The organism is Paraliobacillus sediminis, from assembly GCF_003426055.1.
In genome coordinates, this window is the sequence record NZ_QJSI01000002.1 from 753,192 (window position 1) to 780,023 (window position 26,832).

Annotated in this window: 25 protein-coding genes; 7 read left to right on the forward strand and 18 right to left on the reverse strand. The window is 35.0% G+C overall.

The features are described 5' to 3' along the window. Positions 1-108 precede the first annotated feature (108 nt). Positions 109-726, forward strand: coding sequence for a YktB family protein (locus D2K60_RS09890; RefSeq protein WP_117169836.1), 618 nt, complete (start codon positions 109-111; stop codon positions 724-726). A gap of 59 nt (positions 727-785) precedes the next feature. Here the strand turns inward: D2K60_RS09890 and D2K60_RS09895 are convergent, their stop codons facing one another. Further along, positions 786-1,055 carry a UPF0223 family protein gene (locus tag D2K60_RS09895; RefSeq protein ID WP_117169837.1) on the reverse strand — a complete coding sequence of 90 codons (270 nt, stop codon included), beginning with the start codon at positions 1,053-1,055 and terminating at the stop codon, positions 786-788. 119 nt (positions 1,056-1,174) lie between these two features. On the opposite strand from D2K60_RS09895, the gene D2K60_RS09900 reads away from it, so the two are divergent. Further along, on the forward strand, positions 1,175-2,647 hold the full coding sequence (locus D2K60_RS09900) for an aminotransferase class I/II-fold pyridoxal phosphate-dependent enzyme (protein ID WP_117169838.1): 1,473 nt from the start codon (positions 1,175-1,177) through the stop codon (positions 2,645-2,647). 361 nt (positions 2,648-3,008) lie between these two features. Here D2K60_RS09900 and D2K60_RS09905 read toward each other — a convergent pair whose 3' ends face one another. The 6 genes from D2K60_RS09905 to D2K60_RS09930 form a co-directional block, all read right to left on the reverse strand. Continuing rightward, complete coding sequence (locus D2K60_RS09905; RefSeq protein ID WP_117169839.1) at positions 3,009-3,884, reverse strand: polysaccharide deacetylase family protein; 876 nt, start codon at positions 3,882-3,884, stop codon at positions 3,009-3,011. A gap of 261 nt (positions 3,885-4,145) precedes the next feature. After that, positions 4,146-5,555 (reverse strand): dihydrolipoyl dehydrogenase, encoded by a 1,410-nt coding sequence (gene lpdA, locus D2K60_RS09910; RefSeq protein ID WP_117169840.1) that lies wholly within the window; start codon positions 5,553-5,555, stop codon positions 4,146-4,148. A gap of 3 nt (positions 5,556-5,558) precedes the next feature. After that, positions 5,559-7,172: a dihydrolipoyllysine-residue acetyltransferase gene (locus tag D2K60_RS09915; RefSeq protein ID WP_117169841.1), complete on the reverse strand. Its 1,614-nt coding sequence runs from the start codon at positions 7,170-7,172 to the stop codon at positions 5,559-5,561. Between the two features lie 25 nt (positions 7,173-7,197). Beyond that, positions 7,198-8,175 carry an alpha-ketoacid dehydrogenase subunit beta gene (locus D2K60_RS09920; RefSeq protein ID WP_117169842.1) on the reverse strand — a complete coding sequence of 326 codons (978 nt, stop codon included), beginning with the start codon at positions 8,173-8,175 and terminating at the stop codon, positions 7,198-7,200. 3 nt (positions 8,176-8,178) lie between these two features. Continuing rightward, the gene (pdhA, locus tag D2K60_RS09925; protein ID WP_117169843.1) at positions 8,179-9,261 is read right to left on the reverse strand and encodes a pyruvate dehydrogenase (acetyl-transferring) E1 component subunit alpha; all 1,083 of its coding nucleotides are present in this window, start codon (positions 9,259-9,261) and stop codon (positions 8,179-8,181) included. Positions 9,262-9,666: 405 nt separating this feature from the next. Beyond that, entirely contained in the window at positions 9,667-10,317 is a 651-nt protein-coding gene (locus tag D2K60_RS09930) for a YkyA family protein (RefSeq protein ID WP_117169844.1), read from the reverse strand. Between the two features lie 200 nt (positions 10,318-10,517). On the opposite strand from D2K60_RS09930, the gene def reads away from it, so the two are divergent. The 3 genes from def to rnjA all read left to right on the forward strand — a co-directional run bounded on the left by def (position 10,518) and on the right by rnjA (position 13,397). Continuing rightward, entirely contained in the window at positions 10,518-11,075 is a 558-nt protein-coding gene (gene def, locus D2K60_RS09935) for a peptide deformylase (RefSeq protein WP_117169845.1), read from the forward strand. A 441-nt stretch (positions 11,076-11,516) separates the two neighbouring features. Then, the gene (locus D2K60_RS09940; RefSeq protein ID WP_117169846.1) at positions 11,517-11,726 is read left to right on the forward strand and encodes a DNA-dependent RNA polymerase subunit epsilon; all 210 of its coding nucleotides are present in this window, start codon (positions 11,517-11,519) and stop codon (positions 11,724-11,726) included. Between the two features lie 3 nt (positions 11,727-11,729). Next, positions 11,730-13,397, forward strand: a complete 1,668-nt coding sequence (gene rnjA / locus D2K60_RS09945) for a ribonuclease J1 (RefSeq protein ID WP_117169847.1) — start codon at positions 11,730-11,732, stop codon at positions 13,395-13,397. A 68-nt stretch (positions 13,398-13,465) separates the two neighbouring features. Here the strand turns inward: rnjA and D2K60_RS09950 are convergent, their stop codons facing one another. The 5 genes from D2K60_RS09950 to D2K60_RS09970 form a co-directional block, all read right to left on the reverse strand. Next, positions 13,466-14,140, reverse strand: a complete 675-nt coding sequence (locus D2K60_RS09950) for a potassium channel family protein (protein WP_117169848.1) — start codon at positions 14,138-14,140, stop codon at positions 13,466-13,468. A gap of 848 nt (positions 14,141-14,988) precedes the next feature. After that, positions 14,989-16,818 carry an ABC transporter ATP-binding protein gene (locus D2K60_RS09955; RefSeq protein ID WP_117169849.1) on the reverse strand — a complete coding sequence of 610 codons (1,830 nt, stop codon included), beginning with the start codon at positions 16,816-16,818 and terminating at the stop codon, positions 14,989-14,991. 16 nt (positions 16,819-16,834) lie between these two features. Continuing rightward, entirely contained in the window at positions 16,835-18,586 is a 1,752-nt protein-coding gene (locus D2K60_RS09960; RefSeq protein WP_117169850.1) for an ABC transporter ATP-binding protein, read from the reverse strand. 207 nt (positions 18,587-18,793) lie between these two features. Beyond that, positions 18,794-19,243, reverse strand: coding sequence for a TlpA family protein disulfide reductase (locus tag D2K60_RS09965; RefSeq protein WP_117169851.1), 450 nt, complete (start codon positions 19,241-19,243; stop codon positions 18,794-18,796). A gap of 46 nt (positions 19,244-19,289) precedes the next feature. Continuing rightward, positions 19,290-19,832 (reverse strand): peroxiredoxin, encoded by a 543-nt coding sequence (locus tag D2K60_RS09970; protein WP_117169852.1) that lies wholly within the window; start codon positions 19,830-19,832, stop codon positions 19,290-19,292. 239 nt (positions 19,833-20,071) lie between these two features. Between D2K60_RS09970 and D2K60_RS09975 the strand changes: the two genes are divergently transcribed. Next, the gene (locus D2K60_RS09975; protein WP_420818814.1) at positions 20,072-20,911 is read left to right on the forward strand and encodes a mechanosensitive ion channel family protein; all 840 of its coding nucleotides are present in this window, start codon (positions 20,072-20,074) and stop codon (positions 20,909-20,911) included. Between the two features lie 40 nt (positions 20,912-20,951). Here the strand turns inward: D2K60_RS09975 and D2K60_RS09980 are convergent, their stop codons facing one another. The 4 genes from D2K60_RS09980 to cbpB form a co-directional block, all read right to left on the reverse strand. Further along, positions 20,952-21,194, reverse strand: coding sequence for a YkuS family protein (locus D2K60_RS09980; RefSeq protein WP_117169853.1), 243 nt, complete (start codon positions 21,192-21,194; stop codon positions 20,952-20,954). A 76-nt stretch (positions 21,195-21,270) separates the two neighbouring features. Beyond that, on the reverse strand, positions 21,271-22,386 hold the full coding sequence (locus D2K60_RS09985; protein ID WP_117169854.1) for an N-acetyldiaminopimelate deacetylase: 1,116 nt from the start codon (positions 22,384-22,386) through the stop codon (positions 21,271-21,273). A gap of 808 nt (positions 22,387-23,194) precedes the next feature. Then, a complete protein-coding gene (gene dapD / locus D2K60_RS09990) occupies positions 23,195-23,920 on the reverse strand; it encodes a 2,3,4,5-tetrahydropyridine-2,6-dicarboxylate N-acetyltransferase (protein WP_117169855.1) in 726 nt (241 codons plus the stop codon). 119 nt (positions 23,921-24,039) lie between these two features. Then, positions 24,040-24,510, reverse strand: a complete 471-nt coding sequence (cbpB, locus tag D2K60_RS09995; RefSeq protein ID WP_117169856.1) for a cyclic-di-AMP-binding protein CbpB — start codon at positions 24,508-24,510, stop codon at positions 24,040-24,042. A 242-nt stretch (positions 24,511-24,752) separates the two neighbouring features. On the opposite strand from cbpB, the gene D2K60_RS10000 reads away from it, so the two are divergent. Beyond that, positions 24,753-25,217: a YkyB family protein gene (locus D2K60_RS10000; protein WP_117169857.1), complete on the forward strand. Its 465-nt coding sequence runs from the start codon at positions 24,753-24,755 to the stop codon at positions 25,215-25,217. An 18-nt stretch (positions 25,218-25,235) separates the two neighbouring features. On the opposite strand, the gene D2K60_RS10005 is transcribed toward D2K60_RS10000, so the two are convergent. Together D2K60_RS10005 and D2K60_RS10010 are read right to left on the reverse strand one after the other, a co-directional pair. Next, positions 25,236-25,634 carry a hypothetical protein gene (locus tag D2K60_RS10005; RefSeq protein ID WP_117169858.1) on the reverse strand — a complete coding sequence of 133 codons (399 nt, stop codon included), beginning with the start codon at positions 25,632-25,634 and terminating at the stop codon, positions 25,236-25,238. 144 nt (positions 25,635-25,778) lie between these two features. Further along, on the reverse strand, positions 25,779-26,630 hold the full coding sequence (locus D2K60_RS10010) for a patatin-like phospholipase family protein (RefSeq protein WP_117169859.1): 852 nt from the start codon (positions 26,628-26,630) through the stop codon (positions 25,779-25,781). Positions 26,631-26,832 lie beyond the last annotated feature (202 nt).

A 26,832-nucleotide genomic window follows, 5' to 3' on the forward strand; every position in this document is an offset into this window, starting at 1 on the left:
AGTAGCAGAAAAATTACCTTCCTGCATCTTTCCAGTGCAATTTAATGCAAGATTCTGTTGGTTTATGGTAAAATAGAAGTTATTAGAGAATGAGAAAGGTGAATAAATATGACATTTAATGGATTTGAACAAAAAGATTTCGACGCATTCCAGCTTGATGGCTTAGAAAATAGAATGGAGGCTATCCAACAACGGATACAACCAAAATTTGAAATTATAGGGACAGAATTAGCAACGCATTTATCTGCTACATTAGGTAACGAAATGTTCTTACATATTGCAAGACATGCTCGTCGCTCTGTTAACCCACCAAATGATACGTGGCTTGCTGTAGCACATAGTAAACGTGGTTACAAAATGGTCCCTCATTTTCAAGTTGGCTTATTTGATGACCATATTTTTATATGGCTTGCTTTCATTTATGAATTACCTCATAAAGAAAAGATTGCAAAACAGTTTCTAAATCAATTGGACGAATTACAGGAGCTACCAAAGGATTTTGTTGTCTCACTCGATCATATGAAAAAGGATGCTTTTTCTATCGAGGAGTTAACTGAAAACAATTTAGAACGTTTTCGTGATGTGAAAAAAGCTGAGTTTTTAATCGGTCGTCACATCACCTCTGCACAAGCCGTAGATATGGATGGCGATGCGCTAATCAAACACATAAAAGAAACGATTGATACCATGGTACCTTTTTATCGTTCAGGTCTAGATGCAATTTAAGGCATACATGTAATTACTGATTTTGTATAACCTAGGCTATACAAAATCAGTTCTTTTATTTATATTTTAATGCGATCACCTTTTTTTGCGGATTTAGCTTGCTTTATTGTGCGATAAATTGAGCAGCCTGTATCTTTTTCGAATTTTTTATCAATTTGTTTTTCTTCACTCATAGATGGCACTATTTGTTTAAACTTTGTATATGCTAGCATGATGTCCTCACGTTTGACTCCGTCTTCGTGTGCTTTTTCAACAATTGAGATAAAGTTTACAACATCGATAATATCGGTTGTACTCCATGATGGATCTATTGGATAACTATATGACATGTTATAACCGTCCTTTCTTCATTCCACATTATTAATTGCTAGTAAATTCAATTTTAATTTGCTATAATTCACTTGTTTTAATCACTATCATTTATATTTTACAAAGAGAGGTAGCCTTTATGCAAGCACAACATGAAACACCTTTATTTACAGGTTTAAAAAACCATGCCGAGAAGAACCCGATTCCATTTCATATACCCGGACATAAAAAAGGGGTAGGAATGGATCCGACATTTCGATCCTTTATTGGGGAAAATGCATTATCTATTGACCTAATTAATATTGAGCCACTAGATGACTTACACCATCCACAAGGTATGATTAAACAAGCACAAGATTTAGCGGCTCTCGCATTTGGTGCCGACTATACTTTCTTCTCCGTACAAGGAACAAGTGGTGCAATTATGGCTATGGTCTTAAGTGTATGTGGTCCTGGAGATAAAATCATTGTACCACGGAACATCCATAAGTCAGTAACTACTGCACTTATCTTCGCGGGTGCAATTCCAATCTTTGTTCATCCAGAACTAGATAATAAACTTGGTATTGCACATGGTATTACACCAGAATCTGTACAAAGAGCAATTGAAGCACATCCTGATGCTAAAGGGATTTTTGTGATTAATCCGACTTATTTTGGGATTGCAGCTGATTTAAAACGTATAGTTGACATCGCCCACGGTCATGAGATACCTGTTTTAGTTGATGAAGCTCATGGCGTACACATTCATTTTCACGATGAATTACCACTTTCAGCAATGCAGGCTGGTGCAGATTTAGCTGCAACGAGTGTTCATAAACTTGGCGGCTCTCTAACCCAAAGTTCTGTTTTGAATTTAAAAGAAGGACTCGTTTCTCATTCTCGTGTTCAAAGCGTTTTATCGATGCTAACAACAACATCAACATCCTATATATTACTTGCGTCACTTGATGTTGCGCGTAAACAGTTAGCTATAAAAGGTAAAGAATTATTAGATGAAACACTGTTGCTAGCCGATGCAACACGAAAAGCGATTAATACAATTCCACACCTTTTTTGTGCGGGTAAAGAAATGCTTGGTAGTGAAGCGACATTTGGTTATGATCCTACTAAGTTAATTATTTCTGTAAAACAACTTGGTATAACTGGTTACGATGTCGAGGTTTGGTTGAGAAAACAATATAATATTGAAGTTGAGCTCTCTGATATGTACAATATACTTTGCATCATTACACCTGGTGATTCGAGTAAAGAAACTAATTTATTAGTACAAGCATTACAACAACTAGAAAGATCGCATCAAAAGTCGTCTACAGACAATCGAATAGATGTTACCATTCCTGCTATTCCACTGTTGAGTATAACGCCTCGTGATGCGTTTTATGCTGAATCAGAGACTGTCCTATTAGCAGATGCTGCTGGTAGAATTAGCGCAGAATCGATAATGGTATATCCACCTGGCATTCCTATCTTTATTCCAGGTGAAATTATTACCGAAGAAAACTTAGCGTATATCAAACAAAACTTAGCAGCAGGTTTACCTGTTCAAGGTTTAGAAGACGATACGCTTGAAACAATTCATGTAATTAAAGAAATGAAACCAATAACATAAAAAAAGGAGCCACGATTAAAGAAGTCTTGCTACCGTTTATAACAAAAGCAGGTTTTCTAGAAGATTATTGTTTATGGCTTACATTACTGTATATTGCGACGTAAGGACTATATTTGACCCGCTGATCAAGTGAAATGGGCTCCCTTTCTGTGGGCACAACCTAAAGCTTTCATTGGTAAAGAAAGACACTTCCAAGTGGATCTTCGGTTTGTGCTGTTCCCACTAGAGTGTCACCCATTTCACTTGCTCCGCTAGTTTTTTATTAATAACCAACTGTTCAATGCAACAATGTTTACGAAAAACGACGAGCAAATGGATAGATGTCATTTGTTCGTCGTTTTTTTATCTAATCTTATAAATTTTAGCTCTCATTCACTTTTTGAATCGCTGCTGGATCTACCATTTCATATCCTTTATCACGAAGGCCTGTAACGATTTCTTCTAATGCTGCTGCAGTCCAATCACGATCGTGCATTAACAGGTTTGCACCTGGTTTAAGTAATGAATAAGGAACATCGACTTCTGGTCCTTCACCGGTAATCATTGCAGTTGCTAATTTATCAGCATCCTGATATGGTGTGAAATAATCATAACCATATGTCCAATTCATTACAACCATACCCTCATCTTTAGCAAGATCTGTCGAGTAATCAGTATTAGCTCCATGAGGTGCACGGAAAAATTTCGGTCTTTCTCCTATGATTTCTTCAACTAAATCATTTAAGCCAACAATTTCCTCGCGTTGTTCTTCCTCACTGATCTCTTTTAAATTTTTATGTGTATACGTATGATTCCCAATCGGAAACCCCATATCATATATTTCTTTTAACACTGCTTTTTCTTCATCCGTTTCTAAAAAGTGACCATTCACAAAAAATATTGCTTTAGCATCAAGACCCTTTAATGTCTTTGCCATCTCCAATGCATTATCTGCTGGTGCATCATCAATAGTTAATAAAACCACATCCTCACTAGCATCTGCTAGTGGTTCAACACTCCAAGTTTCTGAATTAATTTGGTATTCTACTTCAACAGACTCTGGTTCTTCCTCTACTAGTTCCTCTTCTACTTCAGGTTCTTCAACAACATCTTCTATTTCTTCCTCTTGATTTTCTTCATTCGTTTGCGTCTCATCACTATTTTCATTTTTTTCAGAATCTTCGTCTGCATTACCGTTATTACAACCGGCTAATAATAGAATTGCTCCAATAAGTAGTACGAATAATTTACGTTTCATATTGTTCCCTCCTGATGTCCTATGTATGTTCTCTATTATACTGGAAAATCTGACAAATATCTTCCTTTTCGAAAGAACTTTTGATGAAATTTATTCCTATCAACCTTATAATTAGATAGATCTTCAGGTCGCGCTGTTCCTGTAGGACGAGGAATGCTTTGACAGGCAATACATCGTCTTAGCCAATGACTATTTAAAAATAAATTTTTCATAGAAAAAGCCTATGTCTAGATATCCAGACATAGGCTTTAGAATTAATCTTTATTTTATAATATGGATTGGTGTACCCATAGCTACTTCTGCAGCTTCCATTGTAATTTCTCCAAGTGTTGGATGTGCGTGAATTGTCATAGCTAAATCTTCAGCAGTCATTCCTGCTTCAATCGCTAAACCAAGTTCAGAAATCATGTCACTTGCATTAGCACCCGCAATTTGGGCACCTAATACTAGGCCATCTTCTTTTCTTGTAACAAGCTTAACAAATCCTTCACCACTACCAAGAGATAATGCACGACCATTAGCTGCAAATGGGAATTTAGATCCGATAACATCAAATCCTGCATCCTTCGCACTTTGTTCGTCATATCCTACAGTAGCTAATTCAGGTTCAGAGAATACAACAGCTGGAATGCCATTATAATCGATTTCTGATTTTTCTCCTGCAATTGCTTCTGCTGCAACTTTACCTTCATAAGAAGCCTTGTGAGCTAATGGAGGTCCTGCTACAATATCACCAATTGCATAGATGTTATCAATGTTCGTACGACATTGTTTATCAATTTTGATTAAACCTCTGTCATCCGTTTCGATTCCAACTTGTTCTAAACCAATTTCGGCAGTATTTGGTTTACGTCCTACTGTTACTAATACGTAATCTGCTTCCACTGTTTCCTCTTTACCTTTTGCTTCATAGGTAACTTTAACACCACTATCAGTAACTTCAGCACCTTTAGCCATTGCCTTCGTAACAATCGTAACGTTTTTCTTTTTCAAATGACGCTTAACTAAAGACGACATTTGCTTTTCGAAACCACCAAGAATTTCGTCAGCACCTTCTAAAATAGTAACTTCAGTACCAAAATTAGCATAAGCAGTTCCTAATTCAGTTCCAACATAGCCGCCACCAACGACAACTAATTTTTTAGGGATTTCTTTTAAGTTTAATGCTCCTGTGGAATCGATAACACGCTCAGAAAATTTGAAAGTCGGAATTTCAATTGGTGTTGAACCAGTTGCAATAATACAATTTTTAAATGTGTAACTTTGAGAGTTCTTCTCGTCCATTACTTTTACTGAATTTTTATCAACAAAGTATACTTCACCTTTGATAATCTCAACTTTATTTCCTTTTAATAAACCTTCAACTCCACCAGTAAGTTTATCAACAACGCTTTGTTTCCACTCTTGTACTTTCGAAAAATCAACGGTAACATTTTCAGCTTTAATACCCATTTCAGCTGCTCCGTGTGCTTCCTCATAACGATGGCCAGCTTGGATTAATGCTTTAGATGGGATACACCCAACGTTTAAACAAACCCCTCCAAGTGTACCTTTATCAACGATGGCAACTTTTTGTCCAGTTTGTGCTGCACGAATTGCTGCAACATATCCACCAGGACCAGCGCCAACTACTAGTGTATCTAAATCAATCGGAAAATCTCCTACTACCATAATTTACGCCTCCATCATAATTAATTGTGGATCGTTTAGTAAACGTTTCACTTGATTCATTGCCATTTGAGCTGTCGCACCATCAACAATACGGTGATCAAAGCTTAATGATAATGCTATGACTGGTGCAATAACAATCTCACCGTCTTTAACAACTGGTTTTTCAGCAATACGACCAATACCTAAGATCCCCGCTTCTGGATAGTTAATAACTGGTGTAAACCATTGACCACCTGCAGAACCAATGTTAGAGATAGTAGATGATGCACCTTTCATTTCGCCTGGTGCTAATTTACCATCTTTAGCTTTTTTACCTAATTCATTGATTTCTTGTGAAATTGCAAAGATTGATTTATGATCAGCATTTTTAACTACTGGCACAAGTAAACCTTTTTCAGTGTCAGCCGCAATACCAATATTATAGTAATGTTTGTGAATAATTTCTTCTGTATCATCATCTATAGATGCATTCAACATTGGATACATTTTCAATGCAGATACTAATGCTTTTACAACATATGGTAGATACGTTAATTTAATATCTTTTTCAGCCGCAATAGCTTTGAATTTCTTTCTATGTGCAACAAGTTCTGTAACATCAATTTCGTCATGTAACGTAACATGAGGCGCTTTGTGTTTAGAATTAACCATTGCTTTTGCAATAGATTTACGGATTGCAGTCATTTTTTCACGCGTTTCAGGGAATTCACCTTCAGGAACAGCTTGTTTGCTAGCTGCAGGTGTTTTCGCTGTTTTCTCATCTTTGATAACAGTTGTACCTTGATCAGATGATTTCTCATCGGAAGTAGTTTCTGCTACTTGATCACCATTTAAGTAAGCGTCAATGTCTTCTTTAATAATACGATCGTTTTTACCTGATCCAGCAACACTCGAAATAGTCACGTTATTATCACGTGCATATTTACGAACAGAAGGCATAGCTATTATACGACGGTCTTTATCTACTTCTTTAGAATTTGAATTAGACTTAGGTGCTTCTTTTTCTGTTTTCTTCTCTTCTTTAGAAGGTTCTTGTGAAGTTGCTTCACCTTCGTACCCAATAGCATCAATAGTAATAATCGTTTGTCCTACTGTTGCTACCGTTCCCTCTTCAAAGTGTACTTCTTTTACAGTACCTTCTACTGGGGATGGTATTTCAACTACTGCTTTATCATTTTGCACTTCGCAAAGTACATCATCTTCTTTAAGTTCGTCTCCAACTTTTACAAACCATTTAACGATTTCACCTTCATGGATGCCCTCACCAATGTCTGGTAATTTAAATTCATATGCACCCTTATTCTCGCTTGTAGTAGATTCTGCTTGTGCTTCTTGAGGAGTTTCATCAGCCTCTTCATTTCCGCCTTGGTCTTCATAACCTTCCGCATCAATGGTAATAATTGTCTGACCTACTGTTGCTACCGTTCCCTCTTCAAAGTGTACTTCTTTTACAGTACCTTCTACTGGGGATGGTATTTCAACTACTGCTTTATCATTTTGTACTTCACAAAGTACATCATCTTCTTTAAGTTCGTCTCCAGCTTTTACAAACCATTTAACGATTTCACCTTCATGGATTCCTTCACCAATATCTGGTAATTTAAATTCATACGCCATTTTTATTACCTCCCATCAATCTTAATTAAAAGTTCATTACTTTATTTACTTTTTCAACAATATCTTCATAATTTGGCAACCATACTTCTTCTGCTTGTGTAAATGCATAGACTGTATCTGGAGCCGCTACACGTAAAATTGGTGCTTCTAAATGTAAAATAGCACGTTCTTGAATTTCAGTAACAATTTGTGATGCCATACCAGCTTGACGCTGTGCTTCTTGAACAACAACAACGCGATTAGTTTTCTTAACCGATTCAATGATGGTTTCCATATCTATTGGCATAACAGTACGTAGATCAATTACTTCTGCTTGGATGCCGTTTTTTTCTAACTCTTCAGCAGCTTTTATAGAAGCTTGAACCATTGCACCATATGCTATTAATGTTACGTCTGTACCTTCACGTTTAACATTTGCTTTACCAAGTTCAACTGTATATTCTTCTTCTGGAACTTCCTCACGGAATGAGCGATATAGTTTCATATGCTCCAAAAATACTACTGGATCATTATCACGAATTGCAGAAATCAACAATCCTTTTGCATCGTATGGATTTGAAGGGATTACCACTTTCATACCTGGTTGTTGTGCAATTAAACCTTCTAATGAATCTGCGTGCAATTCAGGTGTATGCACACCGCCACCAAATGGTGCACGAATAGTAATTGGTGCGTTCATTGTGTTACCCGTACGATAACGTAAACGAGCCATTTGACCATTAATTGCATCCATTGCTTCATATACAAAGCCAAAGAATTGAATCTCTGGAACAGGACGATATCCTTGTGTTGCTAAACCAATTGCAATACCTGCAATTGCAGATTCTGCTAAAGGAGTATCGAATACACGCTCTTCACCGAATTCATCTTGTAATCCTTCTGTAGCACGGAATACACCACCGTTTTGACCAACATCTTCTCCAAACACTAATACGTTTTCATCATTTTTTAATTCTGTGCGCAATGCATCAGTAATAGCTTGAATCATTGTCATTTGAGCCATGGTTTACTTCGACTCCTTTGCTTTATATTCTTCCATTTGTTCTTCTAAGTGTACAGGAAGTTTTTCGTACATATTTGAGATTAAGTCTGTAACTTTTTGTTTTGGTTGTTCGTCAGCTTTTTTAATAGCTTCTTTAATTTCTGCTTTTGCTTTTTCAGTTACTTCATTTTCTTGCTCTTCAGTCCATAAACCTTTACCTTCAAGATATTTACGGAAACGAACGATTGGGTCTTTTTTCTCCCATTCTGTATCAAGCTCATCCGTACGGTAACGAGTTGGATCATCTCCAGCCATCGTATGTGCACCGTAACGGTAAGTTAGAGTCTCAATTAATGTTGGACCTTCTCCATTAACAGCGCGCTCACGAGCATCTTTAGTCGCAGCATAAACAGCTAATACGTCCATTCCATCTACTTGAATACCTTCGATTCCAGCAGCAACAGCTTTTTGAGCTAACGTTTTAGCAGCTGTTTGCTTATCAACAGGTACGGAAATCGCAAAACGGTTATTTTGAACAACAAAGATTGCAGGAGCTTTAAATGCACCAGCAAAGTTCATTCCTTCATAGAAATCACCTTGTGACGTACCACCATCACCAGTATAAGTTATAGCAACATTCTTCTTACCACGTTTCTTCATACCCATAGCAACACCCGCCGCTTGTGTATATTGCGCTCCAATAATAATTTGTGGACTAAACGCGTGTACACCTTCAGGCATTTGGTTACCATGATAATGACCTCTTGAGAATAAAAATGCTTGATAAAGTGGAAGACCTTGCCAGATCAATTGCGGTACATCGCGATATGCTGGTAAGATAAAGTCTTCTTGTTCTAAAGCAAACTGCGTTCCTAACTGAGAAGCTTCTTGTCCTGCAGTAGGTGCATAAAATCCAAGACGTCCTTGACGATTCAAGGCGATTGAACGTTGATCCAAAATTCTCGTATAAACCATTCTAGTCATTAATTCTTTTAATTCATCATCTGAAAGTTCTGGCATATCTTTTTCATTAACTACTTCGCCTTCTTCATTCAGAATTTGAAACGTTTGAAATTCATTTTCAGCATTTTCAAGTGTACGTTTCAAAATAATCACCTCTTCCTTTCTATTCCTTCAAATTTTCTGCACTATTCGTAATATAGGGTGTATACAAACTGACATAATTGTACTTGTTTATACAATACCCTATAGTAACTTTTTTTAATCTAAATTATTTCTATGTAGATAACTGTTACATAGTTATTACTTATTATTATTAGTACAATTTAGATTTATTATAAGTTTAGCTCATTCTATTACCTTGGTCAAACACTTTGATTCGTTTTATTTAAATTATTTTAACTTAAAAGTATAAAAACAGAATGATTAAGAGACTGTAACAGCCTTACTATAAATTAACTGTTTCATTTTTTTTATTTATCTGTATTACTAATTTTTTTGATAAAATTTTTTTAATAAAAAAACTTCTCGATATCGAGAAGTTTTCAAAGGTTATTCATATGTCACATTTAAGTCAGAAGATTCATAAAAAGCTTTTTTACTTTCATTAAATGCCTTTGTTTTTTCGCTAAACACATTGTTTGCTTCAATCACTTTCTCATATTGCTGATTAACTTTATCAATTTGTTCTGTTACCGCTTCTTCCTCTACTTCTTCTTGTTTTATTAATTCATATAATGCTTGATCATTTTCTAATGATACGGTATATGTATCATATAAAGTTATGTATGCTTGATATCTTTCTTCCATTATGTCATACATTTCATTAGCGTTTGTTTGGACTGCCTCATCTTCTATGTCAGATAGCAAAGGTTCAATTTCATCAAATTCTTCTTTACTCGCATCAATACTCTCTTTCTCAATTACCAGTAATTCTTTTCTTTCTTCTATTGATTGTAGTGCTTCATCAGCAAGTGAAATGATTTCTTCCATATCATCACTACCCAATGCTGTGATTTCTTGATACAAAGCTTGTTCTTCTGCTTCTAATTCGTTTAATGGCTTTTGCTGTGCAACAAAGTCATTTTCTAGTTCAACTGCTTCTTCCATATGAACATACATTTGTTCTGTCGCTGATTCACCTGAACATGCTGCTAATAATGCGATACTAACTAATCCTACAATAAAAACCTTTAACTTCAAAATGCTGCCTCCTTAATCTTGATGCAATTTTATTATATTTTTTGACATTTATGAAAATATTATAACATATCACAATACATTTCTTATACTATTTAAGAAAAGTTATTGTTTCTTTTGCAAAAATAATAAAATACCATTATATTTAATAGTTATGTTACACTATGTAACAGTTAAAAACACTGATAAGGAGAGTGAACCAGTTGATTACCATGGATGATATTGTGCGTGAAGGTAATCCTATTTTGGAAGAAGTTGCAAAAGAAGTAGCATTACCGGCAACTGAGCAAGATAGCGCAACACTGCATGAAATGTTAGAATTCCTGAAAAATAGTCAAGATCAAGAGATCGCTGAAAAATATCAATTAAGACCTGGTGTCGGAATAGCCGCACCACAAATTGGTCTATCTAAAAGAATGATTGCCATTCATTTTGAGGATTTTGATGGTAATTTCTATAGTGATGGTTTATTTAACCCAAGGATTGTTAGTCATTCTGTTGAGAAAACATTTCTATCAAGCGGAGAAGGTTGTTTATCCGTCGATCGTGAAATACAAGGATACGTTCCTAGATATGCACGTATTACAGTAAAAGCTATTAACCTAGCCGGCGAACCAATAAAATTAAGATTACGTGGTTATGCTGCTGTTGTTCTTCAACATGAAATTGACCATTTAAACGGGCTTATGTTTTATGACTATATTAATGAAAACAATCCCTTCTTAAAACCAGATAATGCCAAACCCTGTGATGTAGATTAAATATTACACTTGTGCATGACTTAATTTTTTTTATATAGGCACACTCCTTTCGTATAAGATTAGCTCTATAAGCAAAAAATAAATCCTAATTACACTATTATTTCATTATTTTTGTAATAGTTTAGCACGTTTCTGTTTCCAAACGAGCAATTCCGTACTATACTAGTATATAGTGGGATTGGATCGGTAGGACGTATATGCTTTTCTTTAACTAATCGAAAGGAGCTGTGCAGTCAAATGTTAAAGCGACTGAGAGAAAAGCTTAGAAAACGATGGAAGAAATTATTAGGTCAAAATCGAGTTCCAAATGCTTTCAAAGAATAACTGTCGGTACGTAAAGCATTCCAATTTATCAGGTGAACACTTAATATCGCAGGAAAATTGCTATTTAAATATCAGCAATATAAAAATAAAAATGTAAAAGAATGAAGGAGAGATCGAATGATTTTCAAAGTATTATACCAAGAAATTCACAATGAAATTCCAGTAAGAGAAAGAACAACAAGTCTCTATTATGAAGCAGAATCTGAGAGACAAGTAAGAACAGAGTTAGCGACTCGCGAGATTAACATCGAATTTATCCAGCCATTAAATGGTGCTCATTTAGAATATGAAAAACTTTCTGAGCACTTCGAAGTGGAGAATGGATAAATTATGAAATTCGTAAAAAATGATCAATCAGCAGTTTTTTCACTAGGCGGACTTGGTGAAATCGGTAAAAACACATACGGCATTCAGTTTCAGGATGAAATAATATTAATCGACGCTGGAATTAAGTTTCCTGAAGATGAATTGCTAGGAATTGACTATGTCATTCCTGATTACACTTACCTTGTACAAAATCAAGATAAAATTAAGGGATTATTTGTCACGCATGGTCACGAAGATCACATCGGTGGAATTCCTTATTTATTAAGAGAAATTAACATACCAATATATGCTGGTAAACTTGCACTTGGATTAATTAAAAATAAATTAGACGAACATGGTCTATTAAAAAATGCAGAGCTACATGCATTTGAAGAAGAAGATATAATCAAGTTTAGAAAAACATCTGTAACGTTTTTCAGAACGACACATAGTATACCTGATTCTTATGGAATTGTAGTTAAAACACCACCTGGTAATATTGTACACACAGGTGACTTTAAATTTGATTTTACACCTGTAGGAGAACCTGCCAACATAGCTAAAATGGCTGAGGTAGGTAAGGAAGGCGTACTTTGCTTATTGTCTGACAGTACAAATAGTGAAGTTCCCGGATTTACAATGTCTGAACGTGTAGTTGGAGATAGTATTAATGATATCTTTACGCGTGTTGATGGTAGAATTATTTTTGCTACTTTCGCATCCAATATCTATAGATTACAGCAAATGATTGAAGGTGCTGTAAAGCATAATCGCAAAGTAGCTATTTTCGGTAGAAGTATGGAATCATCAATAGCAATTGGAAGAGAACTTGGTTATATTAATGCGCCTGATGATGCATTTATTGAATCACATCAAATTAATCGATTACCTGCTAATGAAGTGACGATCCTTTGTACAGGCTCACAAGGTGAACCAATGGCAGCTCTCTCACGAATTGCTAAAGGAACACACCGACAGATTCAAACGATCCCTGGCGATACAGTCGTATTCTCATCTTCACCAATCCCTGGTAATACGGTTAGTATTAATAGAATGATTAATATGCTTTCTCACGCTGGAGCAGATGTTATACACGGTCCATTAAACGATATCCATACATCCGGTCATGGTGGGCAAGAGGAACAAAAGCTAATGCTAAGATTATTACGTCCTAAGTTTTTCATGCCTATTCATGGTGAATACCGTATGTTAAAGGAACACGTAAAACATGCAGTTGCATGTGATGTTCAACCAAATAACTGTTTCATTATGGACATTGGTGATGTATTAGCACTAGGTAAAGATAAAGCTGCAGTTGCAGGTAAGATTCCTTCTGGATCTGTTTATGTTGATGGAAGCGGTATTGGTGATATTGGTAATATTGTATTACGTGATCGCCGTATTCTTTCAGAAGAAGGCCTTGTAATTGTTGTTGTTAGTATTAATATGAAAGAATTTAAAATTGCATCTGGACCAGATATTATTTCAAGAGGTTTTGTCTATATGAGAGAATCAGAAGACTTAATTAACGAAGCACAAAAAATTGTTTCTACTCACCTTGATAAAGTGATGGAAAGAAAAACAACACAATGGTCAGAAATCAAAAATGAAATAACAGATACAATTGCACCATTCTTATTTGAAAAAACTAAACGTCGTCCAATGATTCTACCGATTATTATGGAAGTATAATAATCGTAGCGTTAAGCGAAATATAAACAAAAAAAACACCGTAACTTGCGGTGTTTTTTTGTTTGTTTTTAATCGTCATCGACTACTAAATGTTTCTCAAAACGAGATATATCTTTATCTGCTCCTATAACGATTAAGATATCGCCGCCATCTATAACTTCTGACGCCATTGGCGAGACATTGATATCATTAGTTTCACCTTGCTTAATTGCGACAATGTTACACCCATAATTAGCTCGTACATCTAGCTCTACTAACGTTTTTCCGATCATCTTTTTACCAGCCTTTACTTCGACAATACTATGATCATCTGATAGTTCTAAATGGTCCAAGATATTATTAGATATTATGCTATGCGCAATTCTTTTTCCCATATCTCTTTCAGGATGAACAACTTGATCGGCACCAATTTTATTTAATACTTTTTCATGGTAATCATTTTGTGCTTTAACTGTTATTTTTTTTATGCCTAATTCCTTTAACATTAGCGTTGTTAAGATACTTGCTTGAATATTGTCTCCTATTGCCACAATGACATGATCAATATTACGAATTCCTAATTCTTTTAATACTTTTTCATCAGTTGCATCTGCGATTACTGCATGTGACGCAATATCTTTAAATTCATTTACTTTTTCTTCTTGTGTATCAATCGCTAATACATCCATGCCTTCTTCACTTAATTCGCGACATATACTTCCACCAAAACGCCCTAATCCTATAACTGCAAACTCTCTTTTCACGATTTTTCCTCCTCGTACACCTTACTGAAGATAGTTTATCATATTTATAAGAAATAAGGACCATCATTTTTAAAAAATAGCTGTTTTCTAAGAGATTTGATGCTATTAAAAACTTATGTACTGCTTGTAACGTACTTGCCTCGCTCTGTAACTAAACTACGCTAGTTGGTAATACTTAAACGTGGGATGTACTATATCAACGATAAGAATCCCACGAATATTTTTATATAGCTCCATGCTAACATTAAGAACCTTAAAACTTTATAAGCAAGCAGATGGCATATTACTCCGCTTTCGGCTGACGAAATTGATATGAATTACTACGTAACATACCGCTCTGGAAATATACTTCGCTTTCCGTGGGCACGGGAGTCTTCGTATATTTCCATTGCTAGTACAGATTTCTTCTTTCATGAATTGAGAAAGACTAGCTCTTTATCATTATTTTGTTTTACAAAGTTGGTTATTAGTATAAAAAGCTAACCCTTTGGTAAGGAAGTCAATTTTATTTAATACGTAACCTACATCAAAAACAATTCATAATACTTGTGTATGGAAGTTAATTACACTATAGCAACAGACAAAATTATTAATTACTTATATGCTACATTACAATTTTTCTTCAAACTTGCTTCCGTAGTGAGTAAGACCACAATGTTACGTCAGGGGTATTACTTTTATGTCTGTCAGCAATTTCACTTGATACGCTATACAAAAGAGGGAACAAATGCATGACATAACAGCTAAAGAAGCTATATCATATTTTCCATCAATAACAAAGTTAAAAATACTAAAGTTTAAGATAAAGCCCTCCATCACTAAGTAATGGAGGGCTTTATTTATAGATTTTATAACGCGTCTAACATTTCAAATTGTGATTTCACTAAACCGAAATATTCACCACGTTTTTGCATTAAATCGGAATGATTTCCTTGTTCCAAAATCTTTCCGTTTTCTAATACGATAATATTATCTGCTTCTCGAATTGTCGATAAACGATGGGCAATCATAATAGCCGTACGCCCATGTAATAACTTCTTAAGCGCAAGTTGGATACGCACCTCTGTTTCTGTATCAATGCTTGCTGTTGCTTCATCTAAAATCAATATTCGCGGATTAGCTAACAATGCTCTAGCAAAAGAAAGTAACTGCCTCTCGCCTGCAGAAAGAACGTTTCCTCTCTCTTCTACTTCTGTTTGATACCCTTCTGATAAACCTAAAATGAAACCATTCGCACCGACAACTTTTGCAGCATCGATCACTTCTTCATCTGTCGCAGTAGGCCTTCCAAAACGAATATTTTCCATAATAGTACCCGAAAAAATAAATGTATCTTGTAAAACAACACTAATATTATCTCGTAAATTACCAACTTTCATATCCTTTAAGTCATTTCCATCAATTTTAACTGTACCTTTAGTTGGATCATAGAAGCGACTAATTAGATTTGCAATTGTTGATTTACCAGATCCGGTATGCCCTACAAGTGCAACTGTTTGACCAACCTTCATTTCTAATGAAATTTCATGCAGTGCAATACGGTCATCGTCATAAGAAAATGCAACATGATCGAATTCAATATGCCCTTTCATGTCAGTAAATTCTTTTGCATCTGATTTTTCATGGACATTGGGCTGCTCATCTAAAAACTCAAAAATCCTTTCCGATGAAGCCATAGCGACTAATAATTGATTGTATATTTGACCGAGACGTGAAATCGGTTCCCAGAACATACCTAAGAAAAAGGCAAAGGATACAAAGGTACCAATTTCAATTGTTCCATTAATAATTAAATGTGCACCGTATGAAATCAAAATAACAGTACCTATCGCATTACTCATCTCAACAAAAGGTCCAAAATAGGCACTCTTTTTCATTGCGATCCGTTCTACTTCATAATTATCTTCATTCACACCATTAAAGTACTCGGTATTTTCCTTTTCTTGAGAAAAAGATTGCGTAATACGGATACCCTGCATACTTTCATTCAAATGTGAATTCAAACGTGATTTCTGGATACGTACATCTTGCCACGTCTTACGAATATTTCTTCTTAATTTAGTTGAGATATAGAACATAATTGGTAAGATGACTAATACCGCTAATGCAAGCTGTGGGCTTAACACAAACAAAATAACGATTATACCCACTAACATAAAGACATCCATCAATAAATTAATAATCCCGTTAGTAAACAATTCTTGTAACGAATTTACATCATTTAAGATACGAACCAAAATTGACCCAGCTGAACGTTTATCAAAAAAGTTATGCGATAAACGTTGTACGTGTGAGAACAATTGTTTACGTAGATCATGAATAATATTTTGCCCTAATATATTAACCCATTTAATTCTAAAATGATTTCCAATATAACTTATCACATATAAAAGTGAAATTAGGATAACTAAATAGGTTAAAAGTGTTGGATCTTGATTTGCTATCGCTACATCAATTACCACTTTACCAATCAAAATAGGTACCGCTAAACGGATCAATGTCGTAATAAACATTGCTATAATAGCACCTGGTAACAGTGATTTTGCATACGGTTTTATATAGAACAATAATCGCGTCATTTGTTTCCAATTAAAAGGTTTTTCCACTGCTTGATCGAGTGGATAATAAAACCGCTTTAAGTGTGGACTTTTTTGTTTTGCTGTATCTTGTTTTGCCAAAGTTATTCCCCCCTTTTTAATTTACTATATTCATAATAGCTTGTTTATCTTGATATTGAATATCATAAATTCGTTGATATGGTCCACCATTCTCTAATAATTTCTCGTGTGTACCTCGTTCGACAATTTCACCATCTTCTAAAACCAGAATCTCATCCGCATGTTTCAATGAAGATATACGGTGAGCAATAATGAATGTTGTCCGACCTTTCATAACCTCGTTTAGCGCTTTTTGAATTCTAAATTCTGTTTCCATATCAACAGCAGAAGTTGCATCATCCAAAATAAGAATACTTGGATCAATCAAGATCGCTCTTGCTATCGCGATACGCTGTTTCTGTCCACCAGATAAGCCCATCCCTCTTTCTCCAAGCATGGTTTCATAACCATTTGGCATTTCCATAATAAATGAATGCGCCTGTGCACGTTTAGCTGCAGCGATAATATCATCTATATTTGCTGTTGGATTACCGTAAGCAATATTGTCTCTAATTGATGTAGAGAATAAAAATGACTCTTGTAAGACAAATCCAATATGCTTGCGTAGTGACTTTATGTTATAGTCACTTGATGGTTTTTGATCAATTAAGACTTTACCCGATTGTGGTTCGTAAAAACGCGTCATTAGTTGCGTGATACTCGTTTTTCCAGATCCAGTTGCACCAATTAGACCAATCACTTTTCCTGGTGGAGCATCAAACGAGATGTTTTTAAGTGCCGCTTCATCACCTTCCACATATTTAAACGATACATTTTCAAAAGTCACATGACCTCTTATAACGTTTGGAATGAGCGCATTGTCTTTTTCTTGTATATCTTCTTCTGCTTCTAAGATTTCTAATAATCTTTCACCTGATGCTTTAGCTTGAGAAAATTGGTTGACGATAAAACCTAGGTGCATCAGTGGCCCTAAAATATAGCTTACCAAACTAAAGAAAGCGATTAACTTACCTAACGACAGACTCTCGTCAATAACCAGATAACCTCCAAAAACCAACAAAGCTACCATACAAATATTACCGATTAACTCCATAAATGGGAAATATTTAGCCCAAATATTTGATGTTTTAATATTCACTTCTCGGTACTCTTGATTATTAACAGTAAATCTGTCTATTTCAAAATCCTCTTTAGATAGAGATTTCACTGTATTAATACCACTTACGTTTTCCTGGATGCGTGTATTTAAACGACCTAATGATTTACGTATGGTACGAAAAGCTGGGTGAACCTTCTTATCAAATTTATAAACGACTATAGCCAGGAATGGCATGGCGGCCATTGTTACAAGTGCTAATGGTATCGAATAGTAGAACATGACAGATAAACTAATTACAATTAGCAATATAATCCGAATTAATTCCTTTAATCCAGCAGAAAGGAAGAATTTAAAACCTTCTACGTCCATTGTAAGACGTGACATTAAGTCGCCAGTTCGAGCATTATCATAATAAGTAAAAGATAGGCGTTGTAATTTTGTATACAAACCATCTCGCAATCTGTAGACAGATGACACACCAAACAGGTCACCTAAGTATTGTTGGATAAAATTCGCAATACCTTTAATAATCATCACAAGTATAAACCCACCTGCTAAATAAGGTATAAGACCGTATTGTTCATCAAGAACAACATTATCAATCGTTATCTGTAATATAATTGGATAGAGCACGGTGATTCCAGTTACTATAATTACAAATAATATAGACATGAGAAAATATTTTTTAAATGGCATATAATATTGTTGTAATTTTTTAAACGTTTCCAATGTATTATTCCCTCCCCTTTTTTCCTTTTTCGTAACTATAAATATATCGGTTTCCGAAATAAATTGCCACCCTTTTGCACTATTTCTTTTAAAAAACTAAAAAATCAGTCTTAAGACGGAAGCGCTTTTATGCAAACGAAAAGAAAAGATCCCTTGTATACTTTACGCACACAAAGGACCTTTTCAAATAGTGTTACATACAAATACCTATTTCTCTGTCGTTCCTAGCACACGATTGACACGTTTACGGAGCATTTTCATTCCTCCACCACCAGCTTGAAAATGGCGGAGATTACCTTCTTCATCAAAAACATAATATGCTGGAACATATTCATTTTCAAATGCATCTGTTAAAATATGCTTGTTGTCTACAAAAATGGGTTGTGTTATATCGTGCGCTGCGGCAACCTCTTTAATTTGATCTAAATCTAAATCCTTTTCAGAACGTGGTATATGGACAGCGACTACATTAAGCGCATCTTTATACTCATCACGAAATTCATTAACATTTGGCATTGCTTCTTTACATAAACCGCAACTAACTGACCAAAAGTGGATTAAAGTTGGTTTATTACCAATAAGATCGTCCTTTTTTAATTCTCCATTCAACCATTCAGTTGCACCATCTAATTCTGGCATCGGCGTTCTTAATCTCATTAATCATAATCCTTTCTATTCACTTATTATTAATTAAATAAGATTTTTATAGTGTTTCTTGACCTGGTTTCCAATTGGCTGGACATAGACCACCAGTTTGTAATGCTTGAAGTACACGTAATGTTTCATCGACATCACGACCAATATTATTATGATTTACGACTTGATATTGTAATTCACCTTCTGGATTAACAATAAATAATCCACGAAGCGCCACACCTTCACCTTCTATTAATACACCATATTCTGCTGATACTTTATGATTTGTATCTGCAGCTAAAGGATAAGCAAGATCACCTAGACCATTGTCTTCACGTGATGTATTAATCCAAGCTAAGTGTGTATGTACTGTATCTGTAGATACGCCAATTACTTCTGCATCTAAATCTTCAAATTCATCATAGCGATCAGATAGTGCAGTGATTTCAGTTGGACATACATGTGTGAAGTCCATTGGATAAAAGAATAACACTGTCCATTTGTCTTCTTTCATAATCTCATCTAATGATACCTTTTTGAATTCTTTATTCGCCATTACTGCTTCCATTTCAAAGCGTGGAGCCTGTTTTCCTACCATACGTTCTGCCATGCGAATCCCTCCAACTATCTATTTTTTGTGATAATATTTTCACATACTTTAATTAATTATAAAGATTGGAAAAAGTTTAGTCAACAATAATCAAACTTTAAATTACTAAATTGGACTAGTAACAGTTTTAACAAAAAAGCACGATGATATGCTTAAATTTTGTCGAAAAAGGGTATTATTTGATTATTAAAGTATATTTCTTTATTATGAAAGAGTTACTTTAGAAAGGAGCATAAAAAATGTACATGTTTGGCATTGATTTTAGTCAATTTACGACTACTTATCCACTAATTGCTAGTGCACTAAAAATTCTATTTCTATTTATCGCTTTTGCAATTGCTGCACCAATAGGTCGAAAGGTTATTGCTACCACACTAAAAAAAGCAGGTAAAAGAGAAAGTATCTCACCAGCTCGAACAAAAACATTAGAAAAGCTGATACAAAATGTTTATACATATATTTTACTATTTGTATTCATTGCAATGTTATTTGGTATCTTCGGTCTTGATCTAGCACCATTAATTGCTGGGGCCGGTGTTATAGGACTTGCAATTGGTTTTGGTGCACAAGGTCTTGTAAGTGATATTGTAACTGGTTTTTTTATACTATTAGAAAAGCAAATTGAGGTAGATGAATATGTCTCAACTGCTGGATACAGTGGTATTGTTGAGGAAGTCGGCTTACGCACAACAAAAATCAGAAGTTTTGATGGTACATTAAACTTTATCCCAAACAGACAATTGGAGGGAATTAGTAATCACTCTCGTGGTACAATGCGTGCTTTAGTTGATATTGGTATTAGTTACGATGAAAATATTGATCACGCAATGAATATTCTCCAAAAAATTTGTGATGAGTTTCAACAGGACGTTCGCTTTGTTGAAGGTCCAGACGTACTAGGCGTTCAAAGCTTCGGTTCATCTGATGTTGTTTTACGTCTCTTAGGTAGAACCGAAAATATGGAGCAATTCGCTGCAGAGAGAGATATCCGTAAACGAATTAAGGAAGAATTTGATAAAGCAGCTATCGAAATCCCTTTCCCACATCAAGTAAATATTACGAAAGAATCAAGTAAATAACAAAAAGCGGGTGCCATATAATGGCTTGCCCGCTTTTTTATTATGCCATCTTCTCATCAACTTGCTGACAAATTTCCTCCGCATTCATACCATGCGCATTAATTACTGAACCGGTGTAATTCGTTGTTGCCATTCCCATCACGTCTTTATCTTGGCCAGATATGACACAACAGCCACAATCCCCTAGGTCTTCCTCTTGTTTTAACTCAATAACCTCATAGCCTTTATCTTGCAAAGCCCCTTTTACATCTGATAACGTCCCTTCAACACCTACACGTTTCACACTATCTGCCTCCCATTCTATTTTCACAAGATAGTTTGTGCGTAGAACGAGCTATTTATACAAGAAAAAATGATGCTTATAGTTGACGCAACGTCGCTTCAACTACTTCTATTCCAGTTGCGATTGCATCTTCATTAGGATTGAGTTTACTATGATGTAATCCAAAAGGAGAACTAACACCTAACCAAAACATAAATCCAGGAATATCACGTAAGAAATAACCAAAATCTTCACCAGTCATAGCAGGATTTGCTTGCTTCCAAGTTGCGGAAGTGTCATTTACTATTTGCTTAAATTTATCAACATACTTTTTTGTATTATAAACTTGATAATAGTTTGAACCATAATCTATTGAAATCTCACAATGGTGACTTTGTTCATAACCTTTCGCCATTTCTTCAATCGCCTTTTTAATTTCGGCAATAATACTAGCATTGGCTGTTCGAATCGTACCTTCTAATCTAGCATTCTCTGCAATCACATTTTGTACCGTTCCACTTGTTATTTTTCCAACTGTCACAACAGCACTTTCTATTGGATCTAATTTCCTTGCTACTATTTGTTGTAATTGCGATACAAAGTTACTAGCAGCAACAACCATATCATTGGTTAAATGGGGGTATGCTGCGTGTCCACCTTTACCTTTAAAATCAATAAATAGTTCGCTCGTATTAGCAAATAGAAGTCCAGATCGAGTAGAAACAGTACCTACAGGTAATTCTGGTGCAATATGTAACGCAGTAATAATATCTGGATAAAAAGTTTGAAAAACATCTGATTCAAGCATAGGTAGTGCACCACCTGGACCCTCTTCTGCAGGCTGAAAAATCAGTACAATGTCATTTTGAGGCGGATTACGTGTTACATTCTCTAAAACGCCAAGTGCAATAGTCATATGTAAATCATGACCACACGCATGCATCTGTCCATCATGCTTAGATGAAAAAGGTAATGCGGTTTCTTCTTTAATTGGTAATCCGTCTATGTCTGTGCGATAAGCGATTGTTTTAACCGACTGGGTTCCTTTGACTTTAACTAATATACCTGTTTTCCATGTTTCAACTGTTAAGAAGTCTTGTGGCAATAATTTTATCTGCTCTAATAAATAGGACTGCGTTTTAAATTCTTGAAAACCTAATTCAGGAATTTGATGCAGCTCTCTTCTGATATTTAGTAATTTGTCACGATCCATCTCTCTCACTCCTCGTTCTGTTATAACTAAACTTTCGCGCTGTAAAACAGGCACTTAAGTCTTTATATAAAAAGAAATTCTAACAATCCAAAATAGATGTTGACTTCACGTTTCTTTGGTAATCATCCGCACGTTTGATCTGACGCACTTGAGAGAAACTCTGTGGTAAGTGACTTACAACTTTACACGCTACGGTAGCAAATGGTCTCGCTTTCCGTGGGCACAACCTCAGCTATCTATAGAAGCAAAGAACGCTTCTATAGAGGATCTTCGATTTGTGCTGTTCCCACAGGAGTCTCAACCATTTGCTACCTTCGCTGGATAGCGTATCTTTGTTTTAAACAGATGTTACTATACTATTTAATGACCCTAACGCGAGTTTGAGACCCTTTAGTTACAAATAATAGTGTAATTTACACAATTTTAAATTCACGGACTAAAACCAGCGGATCAAGCAAAATGGGTGACACTCCTGCAGGAACAGCACGGGCTGAAGATCCACTCGGAAAGCGTATTTTGCTTATCCGAGTTAGCTGAAGTCGTGCCTGCGGAAAGGGAGCCCATTTTGCTTGAGGAGCGGGGCGAAAGTTCTGTTAGATGCCCATTTATATAAAGATCCTTACCGCAGAGTCTATGTTTATTCAGTATTAAAAAACTTTTTTAATACTGTAAAGCTTTATAATGAACACACGTCAAACTCATAATAGCCAACGTGTAGCGTTTATTTTTCAAGTAAGAAAGTTCAGTTATTACAAAATTGATTTTAAAAAAAGCAGGAGAGTATACTCCCCTGCTTTTTACTATCCATTTATTCTTCGTCGTCTAAATTACGAAGTGCTTGCATAATTTCTGTTTTAGATTTCGTTTTATCATCAATCTTTTTAACCAATTTAGCAGGTGTTCCAGCTACTACTGTATTCGGTTCAACATCAGATATTACAATTGCACCTGCAGCAACAACTGCACCTTCTCCAACTGTTACACCTTCGAGAACAACTGCATTAGCTCCAATTAGCACGCCATCTTCAATTACTACAGGACTTGCTGATGGTGGCTCAATAACTCCTGCCAATACAGCTCCAGCACCGATATGACAGTTCTTACCTACAGTTGCACGTCCACCTAAGGTAGCATTCATATCAATCATCGTTCCTTCTCCGATAACAGAACCAATATTAATCATAGCACCCATCATAATAACGGCCCCGTCACCAATTTCAACTTGGTCACGAATAACAGCTCCTGGCTCAATACGTGCATTAATTCCTTTTAAGTCTAACAATGGAATTGCTGAATTTCTACGATCATTTTCTATTACATAATCAACAATTTGATCTTTATATGTATCCAAAGCTTGTTTAATTGCTTTCCATTCCCCAAACAATACGCCTGTTTCAGCTTGTACAAACGCTTGAATTTCATTTGTAAATTCTATCTTATTTAATTCCGTTCCTTTCACATAAACTTTCACTGGTGTTGCCTTTTTACTATTCGAAATAAATGAGATTATTTCATTTGCATCCATCTTCTTCATTTTCTTACCCCCAAGATAATTTTTCTTTACTTTATCAGATAGTATATGTAGCTGACAAGTATGATTCATTCAAAGTTTACATACAGGTCAACTACACGTTTTCTCTGCATACTTCTTTATTACTTATCATCTATTACTTTTGCAAATAAATCTTTGTTCACGTGAATGTACTTATTCAACTGCTTCAATATTGCTCTTCTAGTTAAGATACCGTCAAAAAAACCTTCTTCATCTACTACACAAACAAAAGGATGGTCAATCACAGCTTTTAAACAAGTTAAAAACGCATCTTGTTTTTTCACACATGGAATTTCTTGATTCATCACTTCTTGTACTTCTACTTCAGACAATCTTTCCATTTCAAAGCGTTCTAAACCAAGAATATGATTCAAAATAAGATTTTTTCCAATTGTTCCTTTGAATTTGTATGAGGTATCTAAAACTGGTACAGCGGAATACCCTGATTTAACTAATATCAATAACGCATGTTCTAACGGATTATTCAATTGTACGTGGGCTACTTTTTCTGAAGAGATCATTAAAGACTCAGCAGTTATATCTAATAACGGTAGTTGTTTAACAGTATTCATTTATCCACTCCCTTTAACGAGCAGTTGAAATAAAATGTTCACGTTAAAAATTAACATACAAGTATAGTTTACCATAAATAAAATAAGGAGACCAATTGATGTTAAATACTGTTTGTTTATCCATTAGCTAAATTAAATAACATTTTAACTAGTAGATATAGTTTTTTTATTAAGAAAATGTTAAAATAGTTGACAAATAGGAATCTACTATAAGAAAGTAGACATAGAAAGGAGGAACAGTAGTGAAGAAAGAGAAGTCTACAAATATTGAAGAAATTGCAAAAGCTCTATTTATTATCAATCGCCACGCAAAAACAGCTTTAAACCCTAGTGACTTGTATAACTTGAAAAAGAAAACAATTACAAAGTTATTGGAAAATAAGGATGCAGAAAAAATTGGTCTTCATTTTTCGGACCGCCCCAAATTAAGTCGGCAACATTCAACTCTACTCGTACAGGTAGGAAACTATTATTTCCACATTCCTCCAAATAAACAAGATTTCAAAGAAGTAGAACATTTGGGTAACATTGATCAAAATTATAGAAATCCAAAAACAAAGTTATCACTTACCCAAGCAAAAAAAGTATTATATACATTTTTAGATATCCCAATTCCTACCGAAGAAAAGGTTTACTCATCCTATTATACGCCTTCCTCATTAGGTCATTGGAATAAATCTTATTTTAAAAATAGAAGAGAAAGATAACTACATAAGCGGCATCTGTTAACTAGAATTTGACTTGTGCTGCTTAAAATAAAAAATAGCCCTATTTGTTAATACCACAATGCCTATAATAACGCCTAAGGTAATGATATCAAATAATACATAATGTACCATAGATAGATTGAATGCCATACTCCCCTTTTCTATTCCGCGATATAGATATGAAAACATCACTATATTTATAAATAAAAGGATCGTCACCAGATACGTTAACAGGAAATTCCATTTTAATTCTATTAAAAGTCTTACAGATGGGTGCAATATAACATACAATGCTACGATACAAAATAAACCTATTAGAAAATCCACTTGCCGTTCTTGCAAACCAAAAGATAACAATTGATTTTTTTTGAACCAACTAAATCCAAGACTATAAACTGTAAGTAATACTGTTTGCACTAGCATTTTCCCCTTTCAAGTAAAGGAAGTTGTTAAAAAAGGAGCCATCTAAAAGTATGACGCCCTTTAAAACTTTAACTATGACTATTGCAAACTAGTTTTTCCTACTCCGCATTGATTTATACGATGTATAAAGAATTTTTATTAATTATTCAAAAACATTTGTATTTTTCCACCTAATCGTTCCGCCTCTTCATACCCTTGATTGTATAAAGCATCTAACTTTTGCCTATTCCGTTCAATTCTATCAACTACTAACGGTAATTCTGGACGAACGATAAAAACTTCTTGCCTTTTCTCCATTTCGAGCAGTAAATCTAAAGTTTGGTTATATTTCTCGTGTCGTTTTAACAGTGCAGTTACTAAGCCGGGATACGCTTTATATTTTCTTTGAACAAAGCGTTTGAATTTCATTTCTTTTTTTACATAGCCTTCATTCCTTGTTAGTACGACAACATGTTTGTCATTACCAGCTTCAACGGAATGTGCAACTGGTATCGGATCACTAATCCCACCATCCATTAGTTCTAATCCATTATGCAAAATACTAGAAGCAATGAAAGGCAGTGAACTTGACGCCCGAACAATTTTTAATAACTCCTGCTTATTCTCGAAACTATCATAATAAACTGGCTCACCCGAATATATATCCGTTGCTCCTATAACAAGCTTACTCGTTCGCTTACTAAAAGTATCATAATCATATGGAACTAATTTATTAGGAATGGTATCAAAGATAAAATCCATTCCAAATAATTGCCTTTTTGTAATGAAACGTTTGTATGAAATATATTCAGGATGGCTTGCGTAATTAACGAATACTTCATAATTTCTATCTCTCTGGTTAGATAAATAGGAAGTCGCAACACAAGCGCCAGCTGATGTTCCAATTACATAAGGGAACTGATATGCTGCATCATGAAAAAAAGCAAGTACACCAGCCGTATAAGCTCCCCTCATTCCGCCTCCCTCTAAAATTAAACCTGTTTGACTCAATACTGCATCTCCTTTTTATTCATTTACTATAATGTTACTGTCTCTTAAGTATACCTCTATCATACAATAAATTGGTAATTCACGTAAGTCATTCGACTCCAACTAAAATTAAAAAACCAAAAAGCCTTTGCAATTAAAATGCAAAGACTTTTTGACATACTTAATTCAACTTTCTCACCAAAAAATAAAAGTGTAAGCGTTG

Coding starts and splice junctions, on each gene's coding strand:
- D2K60_RS09890 (WP_117169836.1), top strand. CDS start 109: ATGACATTTAATGGATTTGAACAAAAAGATTTCGACGCATTCCAGCTT.
- D2K60_RS09895 (WP_117169837.1), bottom strand. CDS start 1,055: ATGTCATATAGTTATCCAATAGATCCATCATGGAGTACAACCGATATT.
- D2K60_RS09900 (WP_117169838.1), top strand. CDS start 1,175: ATGCAAGCACAACATGAAACACCTTTATTTACAGGTTTAAAAAACCAT.
- D2K60_RS09905 (WP_117169839.1), bottom strand. CDS start 3,884: ATGAAACGTAAATTATTCGTACTACTTATTGGAGCAATTCTATTATTA.
- lpdA (WP_117169840.1), bottom strand. CDS start 5,555: ATGGTAGTAGGAGATTTTCCGATTGATTTAGATACACTAGTAGTTGGC.
- D2K60_RS09915 (WP_117169841.1), bottom strand. CDS start 7,172: ATGGCGTATGAATTTAAATTACCAGATATTGGTGAAGGAATCCATGAA.
- D2K60_RS09920 (WP_117169842.1), bottom strand. CDS start 8,175: ATGGCTCAAATGACAATGATTCAAGCTATTACTGATGCATTGCGCACA.
- D2K60_RS09940 (WP_117169846.1), top strand. CDS start 11,517: ATGATTTTCAAAGTATTATACCAAGAAATTCACAATGAAATTCCAGTA.
- rnjA (WP_117169847.1), top strand. CDS start 11,730: ATGAAATTCGTAAAAAATGATCAATCAGCAGTTTTTTCACTAGGCGGA.
- D2K60_RS09965 (WP_117169851.1), bottom strand. CDS start 19,243: ATGAGATTAAGAACGCCGATGCCAGAATTAGATGGTGCAACTGAATGG.
- D2K60_RS09970 (WP_117169852.1), bottom strand. CDS start 19,832: ATGGCAGAACGTATGGTAGGAAAACAGGCTCCACGCTTTGAAATGGAA.
- D2K60_RS09975 (WP_420818814.1), top strand. CDS start 20,072: ATGTACATGTTTGGCATTGATTTTAGTCAATTTACGACTACTTATCCA.
- D2K60_RS09985 (WP_117169854.1), bottom strand. CDS start 22,386: ATGGATCGTGACAAATTACTAAATATCAGAAGAGAGCTGCATCAAATT.
- dapD (WP_117169855.1), bottom strand. CDS start 23,920: ATGAAGAAGATGGATGCAAATGAAATAATCTCATTTATTTCGAATAGT.
- cbpB (WP_117169856.1), bottom strand. CDS start 24,510: ATGAATACTGTTAAACAACTACCGTTATTAGATATAACTGCTGAGTCT.